Genomic DNA, 16,749 nt, shown 5'->3' on the forward strand with positions numbered 1-16,749 from the left:
CGGGATGATTATGAGTGACCAATTATTGAGAAATATTGAATCTAACGGGTAAAATCATGGGGCGGCCGCGCACCCCATGTCCCGACATAGTACATTTGCACAACAAGTCGGAAAGATCGTTAATAAGACGTTACTCCGCTTGCTCGACCTTTCCGCATCCAGCACGCATCCGCGTCAGGGCTTCAAAAGCAGCATCGACGACAATGTTTGCCGCTCCATCAGCCGCAGAAAGAAGTAGCCGATGCCTGCCTTGCCCAGCAGCAGCCCCGGCGCTTCGCCCCTTTGCTGCACCCCGCAGGGCAGCGGTAACTCCGCGTCCAGAAAATTCTCGATGATGAAGTGACCGACCTGATCGGCATGAACCGCGACATCGTCACGATTCAGTTGAACGCCAGCAGACAACACGAAGTCCGCGATTCCAGTCAGTCCATGGCACAGGCACAGATCCATGGCTTGCAGTGAAACCCCAGATGTCAGCAAGCGCGACGCGTCCTGAAGCGCCACATTCACCTCGCCCGCTGCGACTTCGTCATCCGGCATCAGTTCCATGAGGCGCAATCGGGTCAGCCCGATGCCGACAGAGCCTGCGCACCACGTGCAATTGCAGCGGGGTGCGAGGGTTGCAGCGCCAGCCGTGATCGTATCCACGCGAAAATCGGGCCACCCCTGGCTCGCGGCATCGAACCAGCTTCTTTCGTATCGCAATGCTTCCTGCGCACCGTGCAGCAACGCTTCGTTACCTTCCACCGAATGCGCCTCCAAAAGCGCCATCGCCATGCCGGAAACACCATGGGCGTAACCGAGGAGGTTGTGATGTTTTGGCATGAGCGATGGCCATGACAGGCCCTGTGCATCCAACACCCCCGCGGTCAGCAATCGCTCGGCGTGGCTCACTGCCGCCGCTGTCAATTCGGGGCGCGAATACCGTTTGCCCAGATGCAGCAAAGCAGGCACTGCGCTGGCGCAACCCGCAATCACATCCAGCGCGTCGTCCGCAAAGGGCAGGTCCGCGTCATGTTCGGCCAGCGCCAGCCCCTGTTCGACCCATTCAAGCCTGTCTAGGGCGCTACCTGCTTCACACAACATATAGGCCGTACCCAGACTGCCGGCGTAGAAGCTGCGTTGCGATGGTTCGGCGAAATCTGGCAATCGCGCCTGTACTTGGCGAATTGCACCTTCGATTGTTGCGTTAAGGCGCCGCGACGGTGCGTGAACCGCCAAGCGTGCCAGAAAAAGGGCAATACCGGCAACCCCGTCATAAAGCGACGTCGTTGCCGTGCGATAGGCGGTCGTGGCGCTGCCGTCAGCAATGGTCATGGCCCAGCCCATCCACGTGCAGCGGTCCTCATTCCACAAAGCGTCACGGCACAGTTGCGTGCCAATGCGGTTCGCAGCGTCGAGAAAACCATGCTGGCTCCGTGCGTTGCTGGTATCCGGAACTGTCATCACGCTCATCTCCAGAATTCCTTTCAGGCGGGATAGGTGTAAAGGTCGGTGTTTCCGGCGCTCAGATGCGGTGCGGTCAGCGAAAGTCCTGCTTCTGCACAGCGCTTTTCGAGATAGTCCAAACGCGTTTCCACCGATTGACTGCCTGCTGCCCAGGCGCGCACGATCGCGTCGGCCATCAGCATGGTGCGGACCTGTCCGAAGCTCATGCCATAGCCGGGATCATCCGCCCCACCCACGCCACCGGTCAGTGATTTCGAAAACAGGGGGACGTCTGTTCCAAGATCCGGTGCCGTCTCTGCAAACGCGTCGCGCAGCAGCGCCAGCACAAACGGCAGGTGCCTGCGCGCAAGGTAAAACACGGTGCTGTCCGTGCGGTCGTAAGTGGAGGGGGCCAGCAGTGTTTTCGCGCGAAACGGCACAACGTAACCATTCAAAAGCCCCGCCAACAGCGCCATCAAAGACACGACCGTTTCTGGTCTGGTGTTGAGATAAAGCCGCGCCAGCGCGGCATCGTCATGATCGCAATGCGGCGCGTGCCCGGTGATGTGGTAAAAGGCCGACTGAACCTGTGATGACGCCAGCGGCAGCAGGATCGAGACATTGGTGTTGACCTGCACGGGGCCAGGCGAAGCAAGAGTGAAGGCACCAGGAAGAACGTGGCGACAGCAATCGCCCTTGCGCACATGGACAGCACCACTCGCATCCGTCTTGTAGACCTGCCACTGCTGGGACCATCGCGAGCCCTCCGGGAACGCAGCGCGAAGCTGCGATAGAAGGTCAATATCTGTTGCCGTGTTCTGCGGAGCGGGCGGGTCTGGAGTAAAGGGCCGCGCATAGGCCGCATCGTAAAGCGCTGGCCACAGGGCCTCCGAAAGCCGGGTCGTCACAGGCTTTGGTGGTTCCGACGGTGCGGCGGGCGGGAGCGTCACCACAGGTCGGTTGCCGATCCTGAACTGCCCCAGATTGATGATTTTGACCGCGCCGAGAATGTCAGCCAGCGATGACTGCAATTGCGTTGGCAGGGTGACAGGCTGTGTGCGGGTTGCGACGAATGTTCGATCAATGGCGTTCATCATCATGCTCCGGGGTCTGCGAGGCCGAACAGTTGCTGCACGGCACTGCGCGGATCGTTGAAAATGCTGGTTGCCGTGCGGATGGCGAGAGCCGCCGAGGCCGAAATCTCTGGTGTCGCCTGCGCGATTTCATAAGCCGTGAGAACGAGCCGCGCCGCTGCGAAACGGGCGCATCGGTCTTTCGCTTGCGCCTGCTGTTGCGCTGTCAGTGAAAATGCTGCGGTGTAGGCGGTCCAGAACGCTTTGCAGCATGCCTGTGCACGGGCGATGTCTTCCGCCGGTGCTGGGCCAAGGAATTGTCCCTGCGCGGAAAAACGCCCGACGATGACGGGTTGCACGAAACTTGCGAGCACGCACGCCACGTCCCACGCGGCATCGCCAAGGTCCGCCAGTTCCCAGTCGATCAGTTGAACACTCGCCTTGGCGTTTTCATCCGGCTGAGAAACGAGGAAGTTTTCCCATTTCAGATCGCCATGAATGAGACAGCCGCGCTGCCATTCGGCTTTCAGCAGCGCCATATGCTCTTTTAATCCCGGCTCCTGGCGAACCGCCGCCAGAACACCCTTTGCACCGCCGCTCATGTTCGGCATCATCGTTTCGCCAAAATCGGAAAAGCTCAGTATCCATGGTGGCTGCACTGGGAACACACCCTGTTTCGCAGCAGTGCTCAGAATGTCGGTCGCGTGGCCGTGGCAGGTCGACAGCACGGTGCCCAGTTGTGTCGCAATGTCCTCCATCGCGCCAGCAACCGCTGAAACCCGCATTTGATAAAAAGTAAGGCTTTGCGAATTCGGCACAAGATCGACCGCCAGCAAATGCCGGGTCTTATCGTAATGGCGAATCTGCGGCATGAGCGCTTTAAGGTCCGCAGTCGAAACACCGCTGTCTGCCAGTGCGTAGAGCGTTGCCTCGCGCTGTACCGACTGCATCGTTTCGGCTGCAGCAAGGGGAATTTGCTTGACGAAAAAGCCGGTTCCATCCCGGCGCAAAACCTTGAAGTTTCTATTGCGACGCCCAGCCTCGACAATGGTAATGTCGTCATCGAGAAGCTCAGCTGCCGAAAGTACGCGTCGATCCATGAGATAAGGCACGAGTGTGCCGCTGGTCAGATACATCGTTTTCCCCAAGGCCGGATTGATGTGCTTCCAAGGAAGCCGCTGAAACCGAGCCGCAGTGCTGGCTCGAAATAGTCCCATCGGCCGCGAGCGGCCGATGGGTTGAACTCATGTCACCTGTTGATGACATACGTCAGACATTCCTCTTACTGGCCCGTGCAATGAATGTGCGTCGGGTTGCAAACAGTGGCCAGAGTACCGCAGCCGATGGATGTCGGCGGTGTCACCGTTGCCTGTGCAGCCGCCGCTGCGCCATTGCAGATGATGGGAACACCCGTCTGCGGGCAAATCGGCGTGATGTTGGTGATCTGGCACACCGGCGTCAGTGTGATGCTCTGCTGTTGTTGTTGCTGAGGCGCTGCCGCCTGCTGAATTGCCGCACCACCACTGCAAACAATCGGGATGCCTGTGGAGCAAATCGGTGTGAGCGTAATCTGGCACACTGGCGTCAGAGTAATACTCTGCTGCTGCTGCGGGGCTGGCGCCTGCTGATACGCAGCTGCACCATTGCAGATGATGGGAACACCTGTCGTCGGGCAAATCGGCGTGATGTTGGTGATCTGGCACACTGGTGTGAGCGTGATGCCCTGTTCCTGCTGCTTTTGAGGCGCTGCCGCCTGCTGATTAGCCGCACCACCACTGCAAACAATCGGGATGCCGGTGGAGCAAATCGGTGTGAGCGTAATCTGGCACACTGGCGTCAGAGTAATGCTCTGCTGCTGCTGCGGGGCTGGCGCCTGCTGATTAGCCGCGCCACCATAGCAAACAAACGGGATACCGGTGGAGCAAATCGGCGTGAGCGTAATCTGGCACACTGGCGTCAGCGTTATGCTCTGCTGTTGCTGCTGCATATCGCCAGCTGGCTGCGGTGGCATGACGGTGAGTTGCGGGAACGGATTCGTAGACGTGTGGCAGCCCGGAATATTGGTCGGCTGGCAATGAAAGTATGCCGTTGGACCGACAGGCGTCTGCTGCCCTTGATGAGCAGGAGGCTGGCAATGCTGAACCGCAGTCTGGCAACCAGGCATTCTTGTCTGCGGGCAATGCAGGTATGCTGTCTGCCCAATCGGCGTCTGCTGTCCCTGACCAGCTGGAGGCTGGCAATGTTGGACCGCAGTCTGGCAACCAGGCATGCTTGTCTGTGGGCAATGCAGGTAAGCCGTCGGGCCGTACGGTCCCTGTTGGTTCTGATCAGCTGGCGGTTGGCAATACTGCACCGCGGTCTGGCAACCAAGAAGGCTTGTTGGCGGGCAATGCCAATAGGCCGTGGGGCCGACGATAGTCTGCGCGGCTGCTGGCTGGCAGCCGAAAGAGGTGTAGGTCATCGATCAAATCCCGATTTTTTGTTGAAGGGAGCTCTGTGACATGTCTGGAGAGCGCAGCCTGCCGAGAGCAACCACCGGTAATTGCTTGGCGTACTCCTTACTCGCCTTTGACGAGAAAATTTCTATTGCACTTTTTAAAGTTGTGCAATTAAAAAATACATTTATAACGAGTAATTGGAAATTTACAGTCGGATTGCGTGTGTAAGCGATACGATCACTTCCCAGCAAATCCGGCCTTTCCGAAGTATTGACCTCCCGCTTTAGGAGAAGAGAGCCATGACATCCGATACAACTGATATCAACGATGAGAGCCCAGCCGAGCCGGAGCGTCCATCCGGTCGCTTCATCATTTCGCACCGCATGGCACAGTACCGCGATGGACGCGCCCGCCGCTCTGCCAGGGCCAATTTCAGCGACCGTTTGACGCGCTCTCTCGGTGGCGGAATGGATATCGTCAGCGACAATGGTGTGGAGAGGGACGATGTACGACGCGTTCTTGTCGTAAACGCGGATGAGAACGAGTTGCTGGCAAAGACGCGCGACCTTTCACCCGATACGATTGTAGAGCGCGAAGCGCCGCGCTGGCCAGCATCATTGCGACTTGCCCCTTGGGGCACGCCTTTACCCACATCTGCACCGCCCTCTGTCCAGTCGGCGAGCAACACAGCGGCAGGCCCGCTTCCTTTTACGCTCAACGTGACATCATCAGGTGCGCCGCTCTTTAATGCGCAGGTGGAATTAGGCCTGACAGCTCTCACGCCGGGCGCTCACCCCTCCAGCAGTAGCATCATGGTCACGACGGACTCGCACGGTCTGGCATCCTGTCAGTTCGACGCGACCCAATGGTTTCCAGTTTCCGCGCAGATTTCGCCACATGGGGCGGTTTGGTCGGGCATGGTTGTCCGCCCCGTTTCGGGAAGCACCGTCAATCTCGATCCGCTGCCGACGGCAGGCCCGCTGGGCTGGTGGCATCAGCTTGCGGGAATCACTGCATTCGATCCGCAGGCGGGCGCGGGCATTCGCGTCGGCGTCATCGATTCCGGCCTGGGTCCCCATCCATATCTCGATCACATCGTTGCTGCCGGTGCGTTCATCGACGGCGGTTTTCAGCCGGGGGCTGACGCTACCACCGATGTCATCTGGCATGGAACGCATGTGTCGGGCCTCATCGGTGCGCGTCCTCCCGCAGACAGCCGCGAATATGCGGGGCTCGCGCCGGGTGCGGATGTTTTTACCGCAAGGGTTTTCGCGCCGGGCAGGGGGGCGAACCAGGGCGACATTGCCGCCGCCATCGATGCAATGGTCAATGCCCATGAGGTGGATCTGATCAATCTTAGCCTGGGCGGCACTCCATCCGCCATCGAATATGATGCCGTTCTCGCAGCCTACGGGCGCGGCGCGCTCTGTATTTGCGCAGCCGGGAATAATTTCGGTCAGCCGGTTCTGGCGCCTGCTAGCTATCCACTATCGGTGGCGGTGTCGGCGGTAACGAGACCGGGGACATACCCCGTCTATAATCTCGCCAATCTCACCACACCGCCTCAGGCAGATCATTACGCAAGAAATGGCTTGTTTTTGCCCACCTATTCCAATTTCGGGCCACAGATCGCCATCACCGCCGGTGGCTCAGCCGTCATCTCCACCGTCCCGGCCACAGACGAGGATGCCGCACCTTACGCCGACATGTCGGGTACATCCATGGCTACACCTGTGACCACGGGCGCTCTCGCGGTCATGCTCTCGCGAGACGCGATATACACCAGCCTGCAACGAACCTCCGCCCGCGCCAAATATGCACGCGCTATTCTTGAACAAAGCGCGCTGACCATCGGCCTCCCGCCGCAATACCAGGGCAACGGCCTCAGCCGCGCGCAATAACGGCAACAAAGGCAGAAACGGGACTAAGACTGCTCCATTCGATCTCCAATGATGTCGAATGGAGCCACTTCGTGCGATACTTCACCTTCTCTGGGAGGACGATATGAGCGAATCGCGAAAAATCTACCGCATAACGTTCCGCCACGATGCGACGCCACCAGCAAACTGGCGGACCATCCTATCCAACACGCCCGGCCTAACCGTGCTGGCCACGACCGGTCGCCATGCACGCATAGAAGCCGCGCCAGAAGCACTCGATACATTGCGTATTACAATGGGTGACGGCGTGATGATGGAGGAGGAGATGCCGCGTTATTTTTAAGGGAAGAGGGAAGTACGGCTAGCGCAAGCTCGATTGCTGCTTCGCGTTACACTCAATGTCTTTGACTAAAGGTGAAATGGTGGGCGATGAGAGACTCGAACTCCCGACATCCTCGGTGTAAACGAGGCGCTCTACCAACTGAGCTAATCGCCCTTCGCGTCTTGCAGATCGTGTCTGCCGCGTCGGTGGCCGTGATGTATTGGTATCGGAAAAAAACCGCAAGAGCTTTTGTGAAGTTTTTTTGTTTTTTTCGATTTTTGTGACCGCAGCTATTGGTCTTTCCTCATCGCTAAGACACCAGAAGCCTTGAAGGGAAGGGGCTTGAGCGCTTAGGGGCGTATGGTTCTCTCTGTGTTGTCCACAGCCTTACTGGCAGCGTGGATGCTAACGCCGCGCCGGGACCGAACTTTTGCTTCACTCCAGGGGCCTCCTTTCGTTAAAGCTTCGATCGCTTCATGAGCACGAATCCAAATGCGACTTACGAGTCGATTCATGTGTACCTACGAGCCCACCAACAGCTCCGTTTCCACTCCCCAATGGCTGTGGATAAATCGTTTTGTCGGTGGGCGAAAAAATGGAAACATCAAAACTGCCGGGAAACCGGGCCTTCCTGGCGGTTTGTGAAATCAAAATGACAAAGCTTATTCTTTTGTCGTGAAAGCTGCTTGACACCCCACCGCGAACGCCTTAGTTAGCCGCTCAACGAACAGCCGAGGCGAGTTCGTGAGGCGGGTTTCGGCCAGTCTTTTTGGGAATGTGCGGGTGTAGCTCAGTTGGTTAGAGTGCCGGCCTGTCACGCCGGAGGTCGCGGGTTCGAGCCCCGTCACTCGCGCCATTCCTTCCTCGAGATCTACGGACTTCCAACAGTCCGACATAATGCGCGGGTGTAGCTCAGTTGGTTAGAGTGCCGGCCTGTCACGCCGGAGGTCGCGGGTTCGAGCCCCGTCACTCGCGCCATTTTCTTCTGATAGCAGAAGTGAATGTCCTTCTTTTAAATCGCATTTGTTGCGTAAAAATCTCCAAGACATCGTTTTTAACAAGTCCACAGATTGTGTTCTCGGGCTTCATCTTCGCTGCAAAACATACCCCCTAAGCCATCTTCGGTATCGTTTCAGTTCGAGTGATTTCTTGTGTTTTCAACTCATATTTTTTACATCGTTTTTGCCAAGCTGCGATCATTTTGAAGCTCAAAAATCTGCGACAATTTGGTCGTGCGACATCGTGTTTGATTATCCATATATTTGAATATCTTAGCACCAAAAGTCTCGGCGTTCGACGAGGTGCTCGCATATAATGGTAGCGTCCCGAAGTCACGATTGACTCGAATTGGCACTTAATCTCTTGCAGAGAGAGCGTGGCTGGGATAACCACTGCGGCGTTGCAACATAATTTCGACCCTATGGATTCTCATCCAAAAGGGATATGCTCGACGTTCGGTCGGGTAAGGAAGAGACAATGACTGAACTCCTCAGTTCCTACATTCCGATCGCAATCTTCATTGGTATCGCGCTTGTCATCGGTCTGGCGCTGTTGATTGCGCCGTTCGCCGTTGCCTACAAGAACCCCGACCCGGAAAAGCTCTCGGCTTTCGAGTGCGGCTTCAATGCTTTTGATGACGCGCGCATGAAGTTCGACATTCGCTTTTATCTGGTGTCGATTCTGTTCATCATCTTTGACCTCGAAGTCGCATTCCTGTTTCCGTGGGCTGTGTCCTTCGGTGAGATTGGCTGGTTCGGTTTCTGGTCCATGATGGTGTTCCTCGGTGTTCTCACCATCGGCTTTATCTATGAATGGAAGAAGGGGGCACTGGAATGGGCGTAGTTCAAAACGACACGCTTGTCGCACCGCAGCCCAAGGGCATTATCGATCCATCGACTGGCAAGCCAGTCGGTAGCGACGATGGCTATTTCACTGAAATCAACGATGAGCTTGCCGACAAGGGTTTTCTGGTCACGTCCACGGACGAGCTGATCACCTGGGCTCGCACAGGCTCCTTGATGTGGATGCAGTTCGGCTTGGCCTGCTGCGCCGTTGAAGGTCTGATGCAGGCCTCCGGCCCGCGTTACGATATGGAGCGCTTCGGCGTTGCTCCGCGCGCGTCGCCGCGCCAGTCGGACGTGATGATCGTTGCCGGTACGCTGACCAACAAGATGGCGCCAGCGCTTCGCAAGGTCTATGACCAGATGCCGGAGCCACGCTACGTCATCTCGATGGGTTCGTGCGCCAATGGCGGCGGTTACTACCATTATTCTTACGCCGTCGTGCGCGGTTGCGACCGTGTGGTTCCTGTCGATATCTACGTGCCGGGCTGTCCCCCCACGGCAGAAGCGCTGCTTTATGGCGTGCTTCTGCTGCAGAAGAAAATCCGCCGTACCGGTACGATCGAGCGTTAAGGGCAGAGGACTAACAAATGAGCGAAGCTCTCAACGATCTCTCGGCCTACGTGCAGGAAGTGCGCGGTTCCCTGCTGGAATCTGCGGTCATTGCCTATGACGAGCTGACGCTGAACACCACACCTGAGAACGTCATCGCGCTGTTGACGTTCCTGCGTGACGACGTGCAGTGCGGTCTCGTCAACATCATCGATATCTGCGGTGTGGACTGGCCGAGCCGTGAAAAGCGTTTCGACGTGGTTTATCATCTGCTGTCGCCCCGCCAGAACCTGCGTGTTCGCATCAAGCTTCAGGTGGCGGAAGACGAAGCGGTACCTTCAGCTACCTCCGTTTTCCTCGGTGCGGAATGGTTCGAGCGCGAAGCATGGGATATGTATGGCATTCCATTCGAAGGCCATTCTGACCTGCGCCGCATTCTGACCGACTACGGTTTTGAAGGCCATCCGCTGCGCAAGGATTTCCCGGTCACGGGCTTTGTGGAAGTGCGTTACGATGACGTGCTGAAGCGCGTTCTCTACGAGCCGGTCGAGCTGAAGCAGGAATTCCGTAATTTCGACTTTCTCTCCCCTTGGGAAGGAACGGATTACGTTCTTCCCGGTGACGAAAAGGCCAAGCCATGAGCGAAGCTGCCGCCATAGAGCAGGGGCAATGTCTTTGCGGCGCCGTGCGCTTTTCAGCGACGATCGGTGCCCGCGAAGTCGGCGCATGCCATTGCTCCATGTGCCGTCGCTGGACGGGCGGGGTGTTCCTTGCCGTCGAGTGCGCGGCGGTGACGCTCGAAAATGACGCAAAACTGGGCGTTTATTCGTCTTCCGAATGGGGTGAGCGTTGCTTTTGCACCACGTGCGGCAGTACGGTTATGTGGCGCTCGAAAGATGGCGCGCACCATGCCGTTTCCGTGCAGTCCTTCGAAGACCCGTCGAGCTTCCGTTTCGCATCGCAAATCTTCATAGACGAAAAGCCGACAAACTATTCGTTCGCCGAGGTCACGAAGAACATGACTGGCCCCGAATTCATCGCCATGATTACGTCGGCGGAGCAACACTGATGACTGAACATAACGTTCGCAATTTTACGATCAACTTCGGCCCGGAACACCCGTCCGCGCACGGCGTGTTGCGTCTCGTGCTCGAACTCGACGGTGAAATCGTCGAGCGCGTCGATCCGCATATCGGCCTGTTGCACCGCGGCACCGAAAAGCTGATCGAGACCAAGACCTATCTTCAGGCGCTTCCCTATTTCGACCGCCTCGATTACGTTGCGCCGATGAACCAGGAGCATGCTTTCTCGCTTGCCGTTGAGAAGCTTCTCGGCCTCGAGATTCCGATGCGTGGTCAGTTGATACGCGTTCTGTTCTCGGAAGTCGGTCGCATTCTCTCGCACATCATGAACGTGACCACGCAGGCTATGGACGTGGGCGCAATGACGCCACCGGTCTGGGGCTTCGAAGAGCGTGAAAAGCTCATGGTGTTCTACGAGCGTGCTTCGGGCGCCCGTTTGCATGCTGCCTATTTCCGCCCGGGTGGGGTCCATCAGGACCTGCCGCCTGAGCTGGTCGATGATATCGGCAAGTGGTGCGATCCATTCATCACCTTCCTCGACAACGTTGAAGGTCTGTTGACCGACAACCGTATCTATAAGCAGCGTAACGTCGATATTGGCGTTGTCTCGCTGGAAGATGCGTTCGCATGGGGCTTTACCGGCGTCATGGTTCGCGGTTCGGGTGCTGCCTGGGATTTGCGCCGCGCGCAGCCTTACGAGTGCTATTCCGATCTCGAATTCGACATTCCCGTCGGCAAGAACGGCGACTGCTATGATCGCTATCTGATCCGCATGCAGGAAATGCGCGAATCGATCAAGATCATGAAGCAGTGCGTCGAGCTCTTGCAGGGCAAGCACCGCGTCGGTGCCGTGTCGTCGCTCGATGGCAAGGTCGTTCCGCCAAAGCGTGGCGAGATGAAGCGTTCGATGGAAGCGCTGATCCACCACTTCAAGCTCTACACTGAAGGTTATCACGTACCGGCTGGCGAAGTGTACGCAGCCGTCGAAGCGCCGAAGGGCGAGTTCGGGGTCTATGTGGTCGCAGATGGTTCGAACAAGCCTTACCGCTGCAAGATCCGCGCGCCGGGTTACGCACATCTGCAAGCCATGGACTTCCTTTGCAAGGGACACCAGCTTGCCGACGTGACGGCTGTTCTCGGCTCTCTGGACATCGTGTTCGGGGAGGTCGACCGCTGATGCGTTTGCCGCTGGCCATATCGGCTCTTGTTGCCGCGACTGCACCCGTTTTCGCCCAGACGGCGGATAACGGCGTGTCTTCGCAGGCAGGCGGCGGTTCATCATCTGTCAAGCAACTTCTGTCACAGGGATACGAGATCAAGTCCTCGCTTCCCAATGGCGGAAAATTCATTGTGTTCATGCAAAAAGACAAAGCGGCCTATGCCTGCGAATTCGTCACGGTGACGAAATCGCGGTGCGAGTCGCTCAATTGATGAGGCGTGAGGAAGTATGTCCGTTCGTCGACTAGCCGAAGATCAGTTCCAGCCCACGGGTTTCGCGTTTAACGCGGACAATACCGCATGGGCGGAAAAAACGATCCAGAAGTATCCTGCAGGACGCCAGCAATCTGCGGTCATTCCGCTGTTGATGCGCGCCCAGGAGCAGGACGGCTGGGTCACCCGCGCCTGTATCGAAAAGATCGCCGACATGCTGGATATGGCCTATATCCGCGTGCTTGAAGTTGCGACGTTCTATACGCAGTTCCAGCTCAAGCCTGTCGGCACCAGAGCGCATATTCAGGTCTGCGGCACCACGCCCTGCATGTTGCGCGGTTCAGAAGCGCTGATGGACGTCTGCCGCCACAAAATCCATCATGACCCGCTGACCCCCAATGAGAGCGGTACGCTGTCGTGGGAAGAGGTGGAATGTCAGGGCGCCTGCGTCAACGCGCCGATGGTCATCATCTTCAAGGATGCCTATGAAGACCTGACGCCCGAGCGTCTGGAAGAGATCATCGACACATTCGAAGCCGGCAAGGGCGACACCGTCAAGCCAGGCCCGCAGATCGACCGTCATTTGTCGGCTCCGATCGGTCCGCTGACGACGTTGACGGAAGAGACGAAGCCTGACCGTTCCAATCTCGACAAGCCAGCAGAGGCGCCCGCAGCGCCGGAAGCCGCGGCTGCACCGTCTGAAGCTGCAAAGCCGAAGACGACGGCAGCGGAGTCGGATGCGAAGTTGAAGACACCGGTCACCGATCCCAAGGCGTCCGAAAGCAACGCCAAGGACGCTGCCAAAGAAGGGTCGGGAGAGACGAAAACGTCTGCCAAGCCATCGCTGGAAGACAAGAACCGTCCCGCCAAGATTGAACGGCCCGCAAAGGCCGATGATCTCAAGCTTATTTCCGGCGTCGGCCCGAAGAATGAAGCGACGCTGAACGAACTCGGCATCTTCACCTATATGCAGATTGCCGGTTGGTCCGCAGAAGAGCGTGAGTGGGTAGACGGTTATCTGAATTTCAAGGGTCGTATCGATCGCGATGATTGGGTACGTCAGGCCGAGGCTCTCGCCAAGGGTGGCGAAGCCGAATACATCAAGGTCTTCGGCAAGAAGCCGCGGTAAAGAGGTCAAGCATGTTAAAAGATCAGGATCGCATCTTTACCAATCTCTACGGCCTCAAGGACACCTCGTTGAAGGGTGTGCTTGCGCGCGGTCATTGGGATGGCACAAAGCAGATCATCGAAAAGGGTCGTGACTGGATCATCAACGAAATGAAGGCATCCGGCCTTCGTGGTCGTGGTGGTGCTGGCTTCCCGACTGGCCTCAAATGGTCCTTCATGCCGAAGGAAAGCGATGGCCGTCCACATTACCTCGTCGTCAACGCCGATGAATCCGAGCCCGGCACCTGCAAGGACCGCGAAATCCTGCGCCACGATCCGCATACGCTGATAGAAGGCTGCGTGATCGCCGGTTTCGCCATGGGTGCACACACGGCCTACATCTATGTTCGCGGCGAATATATGCGCGAACGTGAAGCGCTTCAGGCGGCAATCGACGAATGCTATGACGCCGGTCTGCTGGGTACGAACAACAAGAACGGCTGGGATTTCGACGTTTACGTTCACCACGGCGCAGGTGCCTACATCTGCGGCGAGGAGACGGCGCTTCTCGAAAGCCTGGAAGGCAAGAAGGGCCAGCCGCGCCTCAAGCCTCCATTCCCGGCCAATATGGGTCTCTATGGTTGCCCGACGACGGTCAACAACGTCGAATCCATCGCCGTTGCACCGACCATCCTGCGTCGCGGCGCATCGTGGTTCTCCTCCATCGGTCGTCCGAACAATGTCGGCACCAAGCTGTTCATGGTCTCGGGCCATGTCGAGCGCCCCTGCACATTCGAAGACGCGCTGGGTCTGTCGTTCAAGGAACTGATCGAGCGTCACTGTGGCGGCATTCGTGGCGGCTGGGACAATCTTCTCGGCGTTATCCCAGGCGGCGCATCCTGCCCCATCGTTCGCGGTGAGGACATGAAGGACGCCATCATGGATTTCGACGGCATGCGCGAAGTGAAGTCTTCCTTCGGCACCGGCGGCATGATCGTCATGGACAAGTCCACCGACGTCATCAAGGCCATCGCCCGCATCGCGGCCTTCTTCAAGCACGAGAGCTGCGGCCAGTGCACGCCATGCCGTGAAGGCACGGGCTGGATGTGGCGCGTGCTGGAGCGCATGGTCAAGGGCAACGCGCAGAAGCGCGAAATCGATATGCTGTTCGAGGTGACCAAGCAGATCGAAGGCCACACCATCTGTGCGCTGGGTGACGCTGCGGCATGGCCGGTTCAGGCGCTGATCCGCAATTTCCGCCCGGAAATCGAAAAGCGGATCGATGAATATACCTACAGAGCCATGGATGATGGCGCTGTGCTTGAGGCTGCCGAGTAACACCGGCCAAAGTAACGCCCGAAGGGTGTTGCGAGGGGCGGGGATCGGGTGTACCGGTCCCTTACATCGTTAAAGCATTCGGCACTTTTTGAGTCTAAGCCGGATGCCATCAGGATTTGTCCTTGACCGCATGATCATGCGCGATGGACAGGCAACAGGACGTAAGTAGGACCATGACAAAGCTCAAGGTTGACGGTAAAGAGATCGAAGTTCCGGATCATTTCACGCTGTTGCAGGCGTGCGAGGAAGCCGGTGCCGAAGTTCCGCGCTTTTGTTTCCATGAGCGTTTGTCGGTTGCGGGTAACTGCCGCATGTGTCTCATCGAGGTAAAGGGTGGACCGCCTAAGCCTGCCGCATCCTGCGCCATGGGCGTTCGCGATATTCGCGGTGGCCCCAATGGCGAATTGCCGGAAGTTTTCACCAACACGCCAATGGTCAAGAAGGCCCGCGAAGGCGTGATGGAATTCCTGCTCATCAACCACCCGCTCGATTGTCCCATCTGTGACCAGGGTGGCGAATGCGACCTTCAGGACCAGGCGATGGCCTTCGGTATTCCGGGCTCGCGCTATTCTGAAAACAAGCGCGCCGTGGAAGACAAGTACATTGGACCGCTCGTCAAGACGGTCATGAACCGCTGCATTCACTGCACGCGTTGCGTTCGCTTCACCACGGAAGTGGCGGGCATTTCCGAACTCGGCCTGATCGGTCGCGGTGAAGATGCCGAAATCACGACCTACCTCGAGCAGGCGATGACATCGGAGCTTCAGGGCAACGTCGTTGACCTCTGCCCGGTTGGTGCGCTGACCTCCAAGCCTTTTGCCTTCACCGCCCGTCCATGGGAACTCGGCAAGACCGAAACCATCGACGTGATGGATGCGCTCGGTTCTGCCATCCGCGTCGATACCCGTGGCCGCGAAGTCATGCGCGTCATGCCGCGCGTAAACGAAGCCATCAACGAAGAGTGGATTTCCGACAAGAGCCGCTTCATCTGGGATGGTCTCAAGACCCAGCGCCTCGACAAGCCATACGTCCGCAAGGACGGCCGCTTGCAGCCCGCAACTTGGGGCGACGCTTTTGGCGCTATCAAGGCTGCTGTTGCCTCGACCTCGGGTGAGAAGGTCGGCGCTATCGCTGGCGATCTGGCCTCCGTCGAAGAAATGTTCGCATTGAAGTCACTGCTCGCATCGCTGGGTTCGACAAACGTCGATTGCCGTCAGGATGGCGCAGCGCTTGATCCATCGCTCGGTCGCGCGAGCTACCTGTTCAACGCCACCATCGAAGGCATCGAACATGCCGACGCGCTGCTGATCATTGGCTCCAACCCGCGCTACGAAGCTTCCGTGCTCAACGCACGTATTCGCAAGCGCTGGCGCCGTGGCGGCTTCCCGATCGCTGTTATCGGTGAAGCGAGCGAGTTGCGTTATGAATACGAATATCTCGGTTCCGGCACGGACACGCTGTCCGATCTGGCGTCCGGTTCTCACAGCTTCATCGAAAAGCTGAAGACTGCGAAGAACCCGATGATCATCGTCGGGCAGGGCGCTCTGTCGCGCGAAGACGGTGCGGCTGTGTTGGCTGCGGCTGCGAAGCTGGCAGTTTCCGTTGGCGTCGTTTCGGCTGAGTGGAACGGTTTCTCTGTTCTGCACACGGCTGCTGCCCGCGTCGGTGGTCTGGATATCGGCTTTGTCCCAGCGGACAAGTCGGCCACTGCCGCTTCCATCGCCGCATCTTCGGACGTTCTCTTCCTGCTCGGTGCAGACGAAATCGATTTGTCGGCAAAGTCTGCGAAGCTGACCGTCTATATCGGTTCGCATGGTGACGCCGGTGCAATGGCTGCCGATGTCATCCTGCCGGGTGCAGCCTATACCGAAAAGTCCGGTATCTGGGTCAACACCGAGGGACGCGTCCAGATGGGCAATCGCGCCGGTTTCGCACCGGGCGAGGCCCGTGAAGATTGGGCGATCCTGCGTGCGCTGTCGGATGTTCTCGGCCACAAGCTGCCGTTCGACTCGCTCTCTGCACTGCGTGCCCAGCTTTACATCGCGCATCCGCATTTTGCCGATGCTGACGAGATTGCCGTGTCTGACGTGGCAGCGATCGAAACGCTCGCCACACAGACTGGCACCCTCAACAAGGCAGGCTTTGCCTCGCCGGTTAAGGATTTTTATTTGACGAACCCGATTGCGAGAGCGTCCGCCGTGATGGCCGAATGTTCCGCATTGGCCCGCAACAACTTCAAGGCTGCGGCAGAGTAAGG

At 57.9% G+C, this 16,749-nt stretch carries 15 protein-coding genes and 3 tRNA genes; 13 read left to right on the forward strand and 5 right to left on the reverse strand.

Annotated features, from left to right (window positions below; all coding sequences use genetic code 11):
• Positions 1 to 174: 174 nt before the first annotated feature.
• The 4 genes from QRN55_RS00485 to QRN55_RS00500 form a co-directional block, all read right to left on the reverse strand.
• Positions 175 to 1,446, reverse strand: a complete 1,272-nt coding sequence (locus QRN55_RS00485; protein ID WP_284773910.1) for a lanthionine synthetase LanC family protein — start codon at positions 1,444 to 1,446, stop codon at positions 175 to 177.
• 23 nt (positions 1,447 to 1,469) lie between these two features.
• Positions 1,470 to 2,522 carry a T3SS effector HopA1 family protein gene (locus QRN55_RS00490; RefSeq protein WP_284773912.1) on the reverse strand — a complete coding sequence of 351 codons (1,053 nt, stop codon included), beginning with the start codon at positions 2,520 to 2,522 and terminating at the stop codon, positions 1,470 to 1,472.
• A gap of 2 nt (positions 2,523 to 2,524) precedes the next feature.
• Positions 2,525 to 3,637 (reverse strand): aminoglycoside phosphotransferase family protein, encoded by a 1,113-nt coding sequence (locus QRN55_RS00495; RefSeq protein ID WP_284773914.1) that lies wholly within the window; start codon positions 3,635 to 3,637, stop codon positions 2,525 to 2,527.
• Between the two features lie 146 nt (positions 3,638 to 3,783).
• Entirely contained in the window at positions 3,784 to 4,512 is a 729-nt protein-coding gene (locus QRN55_RS00500; protein WP_284773916.1) for a hypothetical protein, read from the reverse strand.
• A gap of 726 nt (positions 4,513 to 5,238) precedes the next feature.
• Between QRN55_RS00500 and QRN55_RS00505 the strand changes: the two genes are divergently transcribed.
• Together QRN55_RS00505 and QRN55_RS00510 are read left to right on the forward strand one after the other, a co-directional pair.
• Positions 5,239 to 6,840 (forward strand): S8 family serine peptidase, encoded by a 1,602-nt coding sequence (locus tag QRN55_RS00505; protein ID WP_284773918.1) that lies wholly within the window; start codon positions 5,239 to 5,241, stop codon positions 6,838 to 6,840.
• 103 nt (positions 6,841 to 6,943) lie between these two features.
• Positions 6,944 to 7,162, forward strand: a complete 219-nt coding sequence (locus QRN55_RS00510) for a hypothetical protein (RefSeq protein ID WP_284773920.1) — start codon at positions 6,944 to 6,946, stop codon at positions 7,160 to 7,162.
• Between the two features lie 77 nt (positions 7,163 to 7,239).
• Here the strand turns inward: QRN55_RS00510 and QRN55_RS00515 are convergent.
• Positions 7,240 to 7,315: transfer RNA gene (locus QRN55_RS00515), tRNA-Val, on the reverse strand.
• A gap of 605 nt (positions 7,316 to 7,920) precedes the next feature.
• Between QRN55_RS00515 and QRN55_RS00520 the strand changes: the two genes are divergently transcribed.
• The 11 genes from QRN55_RS00520 (at position 7,921) to nuoG (ending at position 16,747) form a co-directional block, all read left to right on the forward strand.
• Positions 7,921 to 7,997 (forward strand) — tRNA-Asp (locus QRN55_RS00520).
• 45 nt (positions 7,998 to 8,042) lie between these two features.
• Positions 8,043 to 8,119: transfer RNA gene (locus QRN55_RS00525), tRNA-Asp, on the forward strand.
• Positions 8,120 to 8,617: 498 nt separating this feature from the next.
• The gene (locus QRN55_RS00530) at positions 8,618 to 8,983 is read left to right on the forward strand and encodes an NADH-quinone oxidoreductase subunit A (RefSeq protein WP_042619792.1); all 366 of its coding nucleotides are present in this window, start codon (positions 8,618 to 8,620) and stop codon (positions 8,981 to 8,983) included.
• A complete protein-coding gene (locus tag QRN55_RS00535; RefSeq protein ID WP_284773922.1) occupies positions 8,974 to 9,555 on the forward strand; it encodes a NuoB/complex I 20 kDa subunit family protein in 582 nt (193 codons plus the stop codon). The genes QRN55_RS00530 and QRN55_RS00535 overlap by 10 nt, the downstream gene beginning before the upstream one ends.
• A gap of 17 nt (positions 9,556 to 9,572) precedes the next feature.
• Positions 9,573 to 10,175 (forward strand): NADH-quinone oxidoreductase subunit C, encoded by a 603-nt coding sequence (locus QRN55_RS00540; RefSeq protein ID WP_284773923.1) that lies wholly within the window; start codon positions 9,573 to 9,575, stop codon positions 10,173 to 10,175.
• Positions 10,172 to 10,603 (forward strand): GFA family protein, encoded by a 432-nt coding sequence (locus QRN55_RS00545; RefSeq protein WP_284773925.1) that lies wholly within the window; start codon positions 10,172 to 10,174, stop codon positions 10,601 to 10,603. Before QRN55_RS00540 ends, QRN55_RS00545 begins: the two co-directional genes overlap by 4 nt.
• A complete protein-coding gene (locus tag QRN55_RS00550) occupies positions 10,603 to 11,793 on the forward strand; it encodes an NADH-quinone oxidoreductase subunit D (RefSeq protein WP_284773927.1) in 1,191 nt (396 codons plus the stop codon). The genes QRN55_RS00545 and QRN55_RS00550 overlap by 1 nt, the downstream gene beginning before the upstream one ends.
• Positions 11,793 to 12,047, forward strand: coding sequence for a hypothetical protein (locus QRN55_RS00555; protein ID WP_111838990.1), 255 nt, complete (start codon positions 11,793 to 11,795; stop codon positions 12,045 to 12,047). Before QRN55_RS00550 ends, QRN55_RS00555 begins: the two co-directional genes overlap by 1 nt.
• A 16-nt stretch (positions 12,048 to 12,063) precedes the next feature.
• Entirely contained in the window at positions 12,064 to 13,176 is a 1,113-nt protein-coding gene (locus tag QRN55_RS00560) for an NADH-quinone oxidoreductase subunit E (RefSeq protein WP_233123135.1), read from the forward strand.
• A gap of 11 nt (positions 13,177 to 13,187) precedes the next feature.
• A complete protein-coding gene (gene nuoF / locus QRN55_RS00565; RefSeq protein WP_045230688.1) occupies positions 13,188 to 14,492 on the forward strand; it encodes an NADH-quinone oxidoreductase subunit NuoF in 1,305 nt (434 codons plus the stop codon).
• A 173-nt stretch (positions 14,493 to 14,665) separates the two neighbouring features.
• Positions 14,666 to 16,747, forward strand: coding sequence for an NADH-quinone oxidoreductase subunit NuoG (nuoG, locus tag QRN55_RS00570; RefSeq protein WP_284773931.1), 2,082 nt, complete (start codon positions 14,666 to 14,668; stop codon positions 16,745 to 16,747).
• Positions 16,748 to 16,749: the final 2 nt, after the last annotated feature.

Origin of the sequence: Agrobacterium sp. lyk4-40-TYG-31, assembly GCF_030209855.1 — a bacterium.
In the GTDB taxonomy this organism is placed as follows: domain Bacteria; phylum Pseudomonadota; class Alphaproteobacteria; order Rhizobiales; family Rhizobiaceae; genus Agrobacterium; species Agrobacterium vaccinii.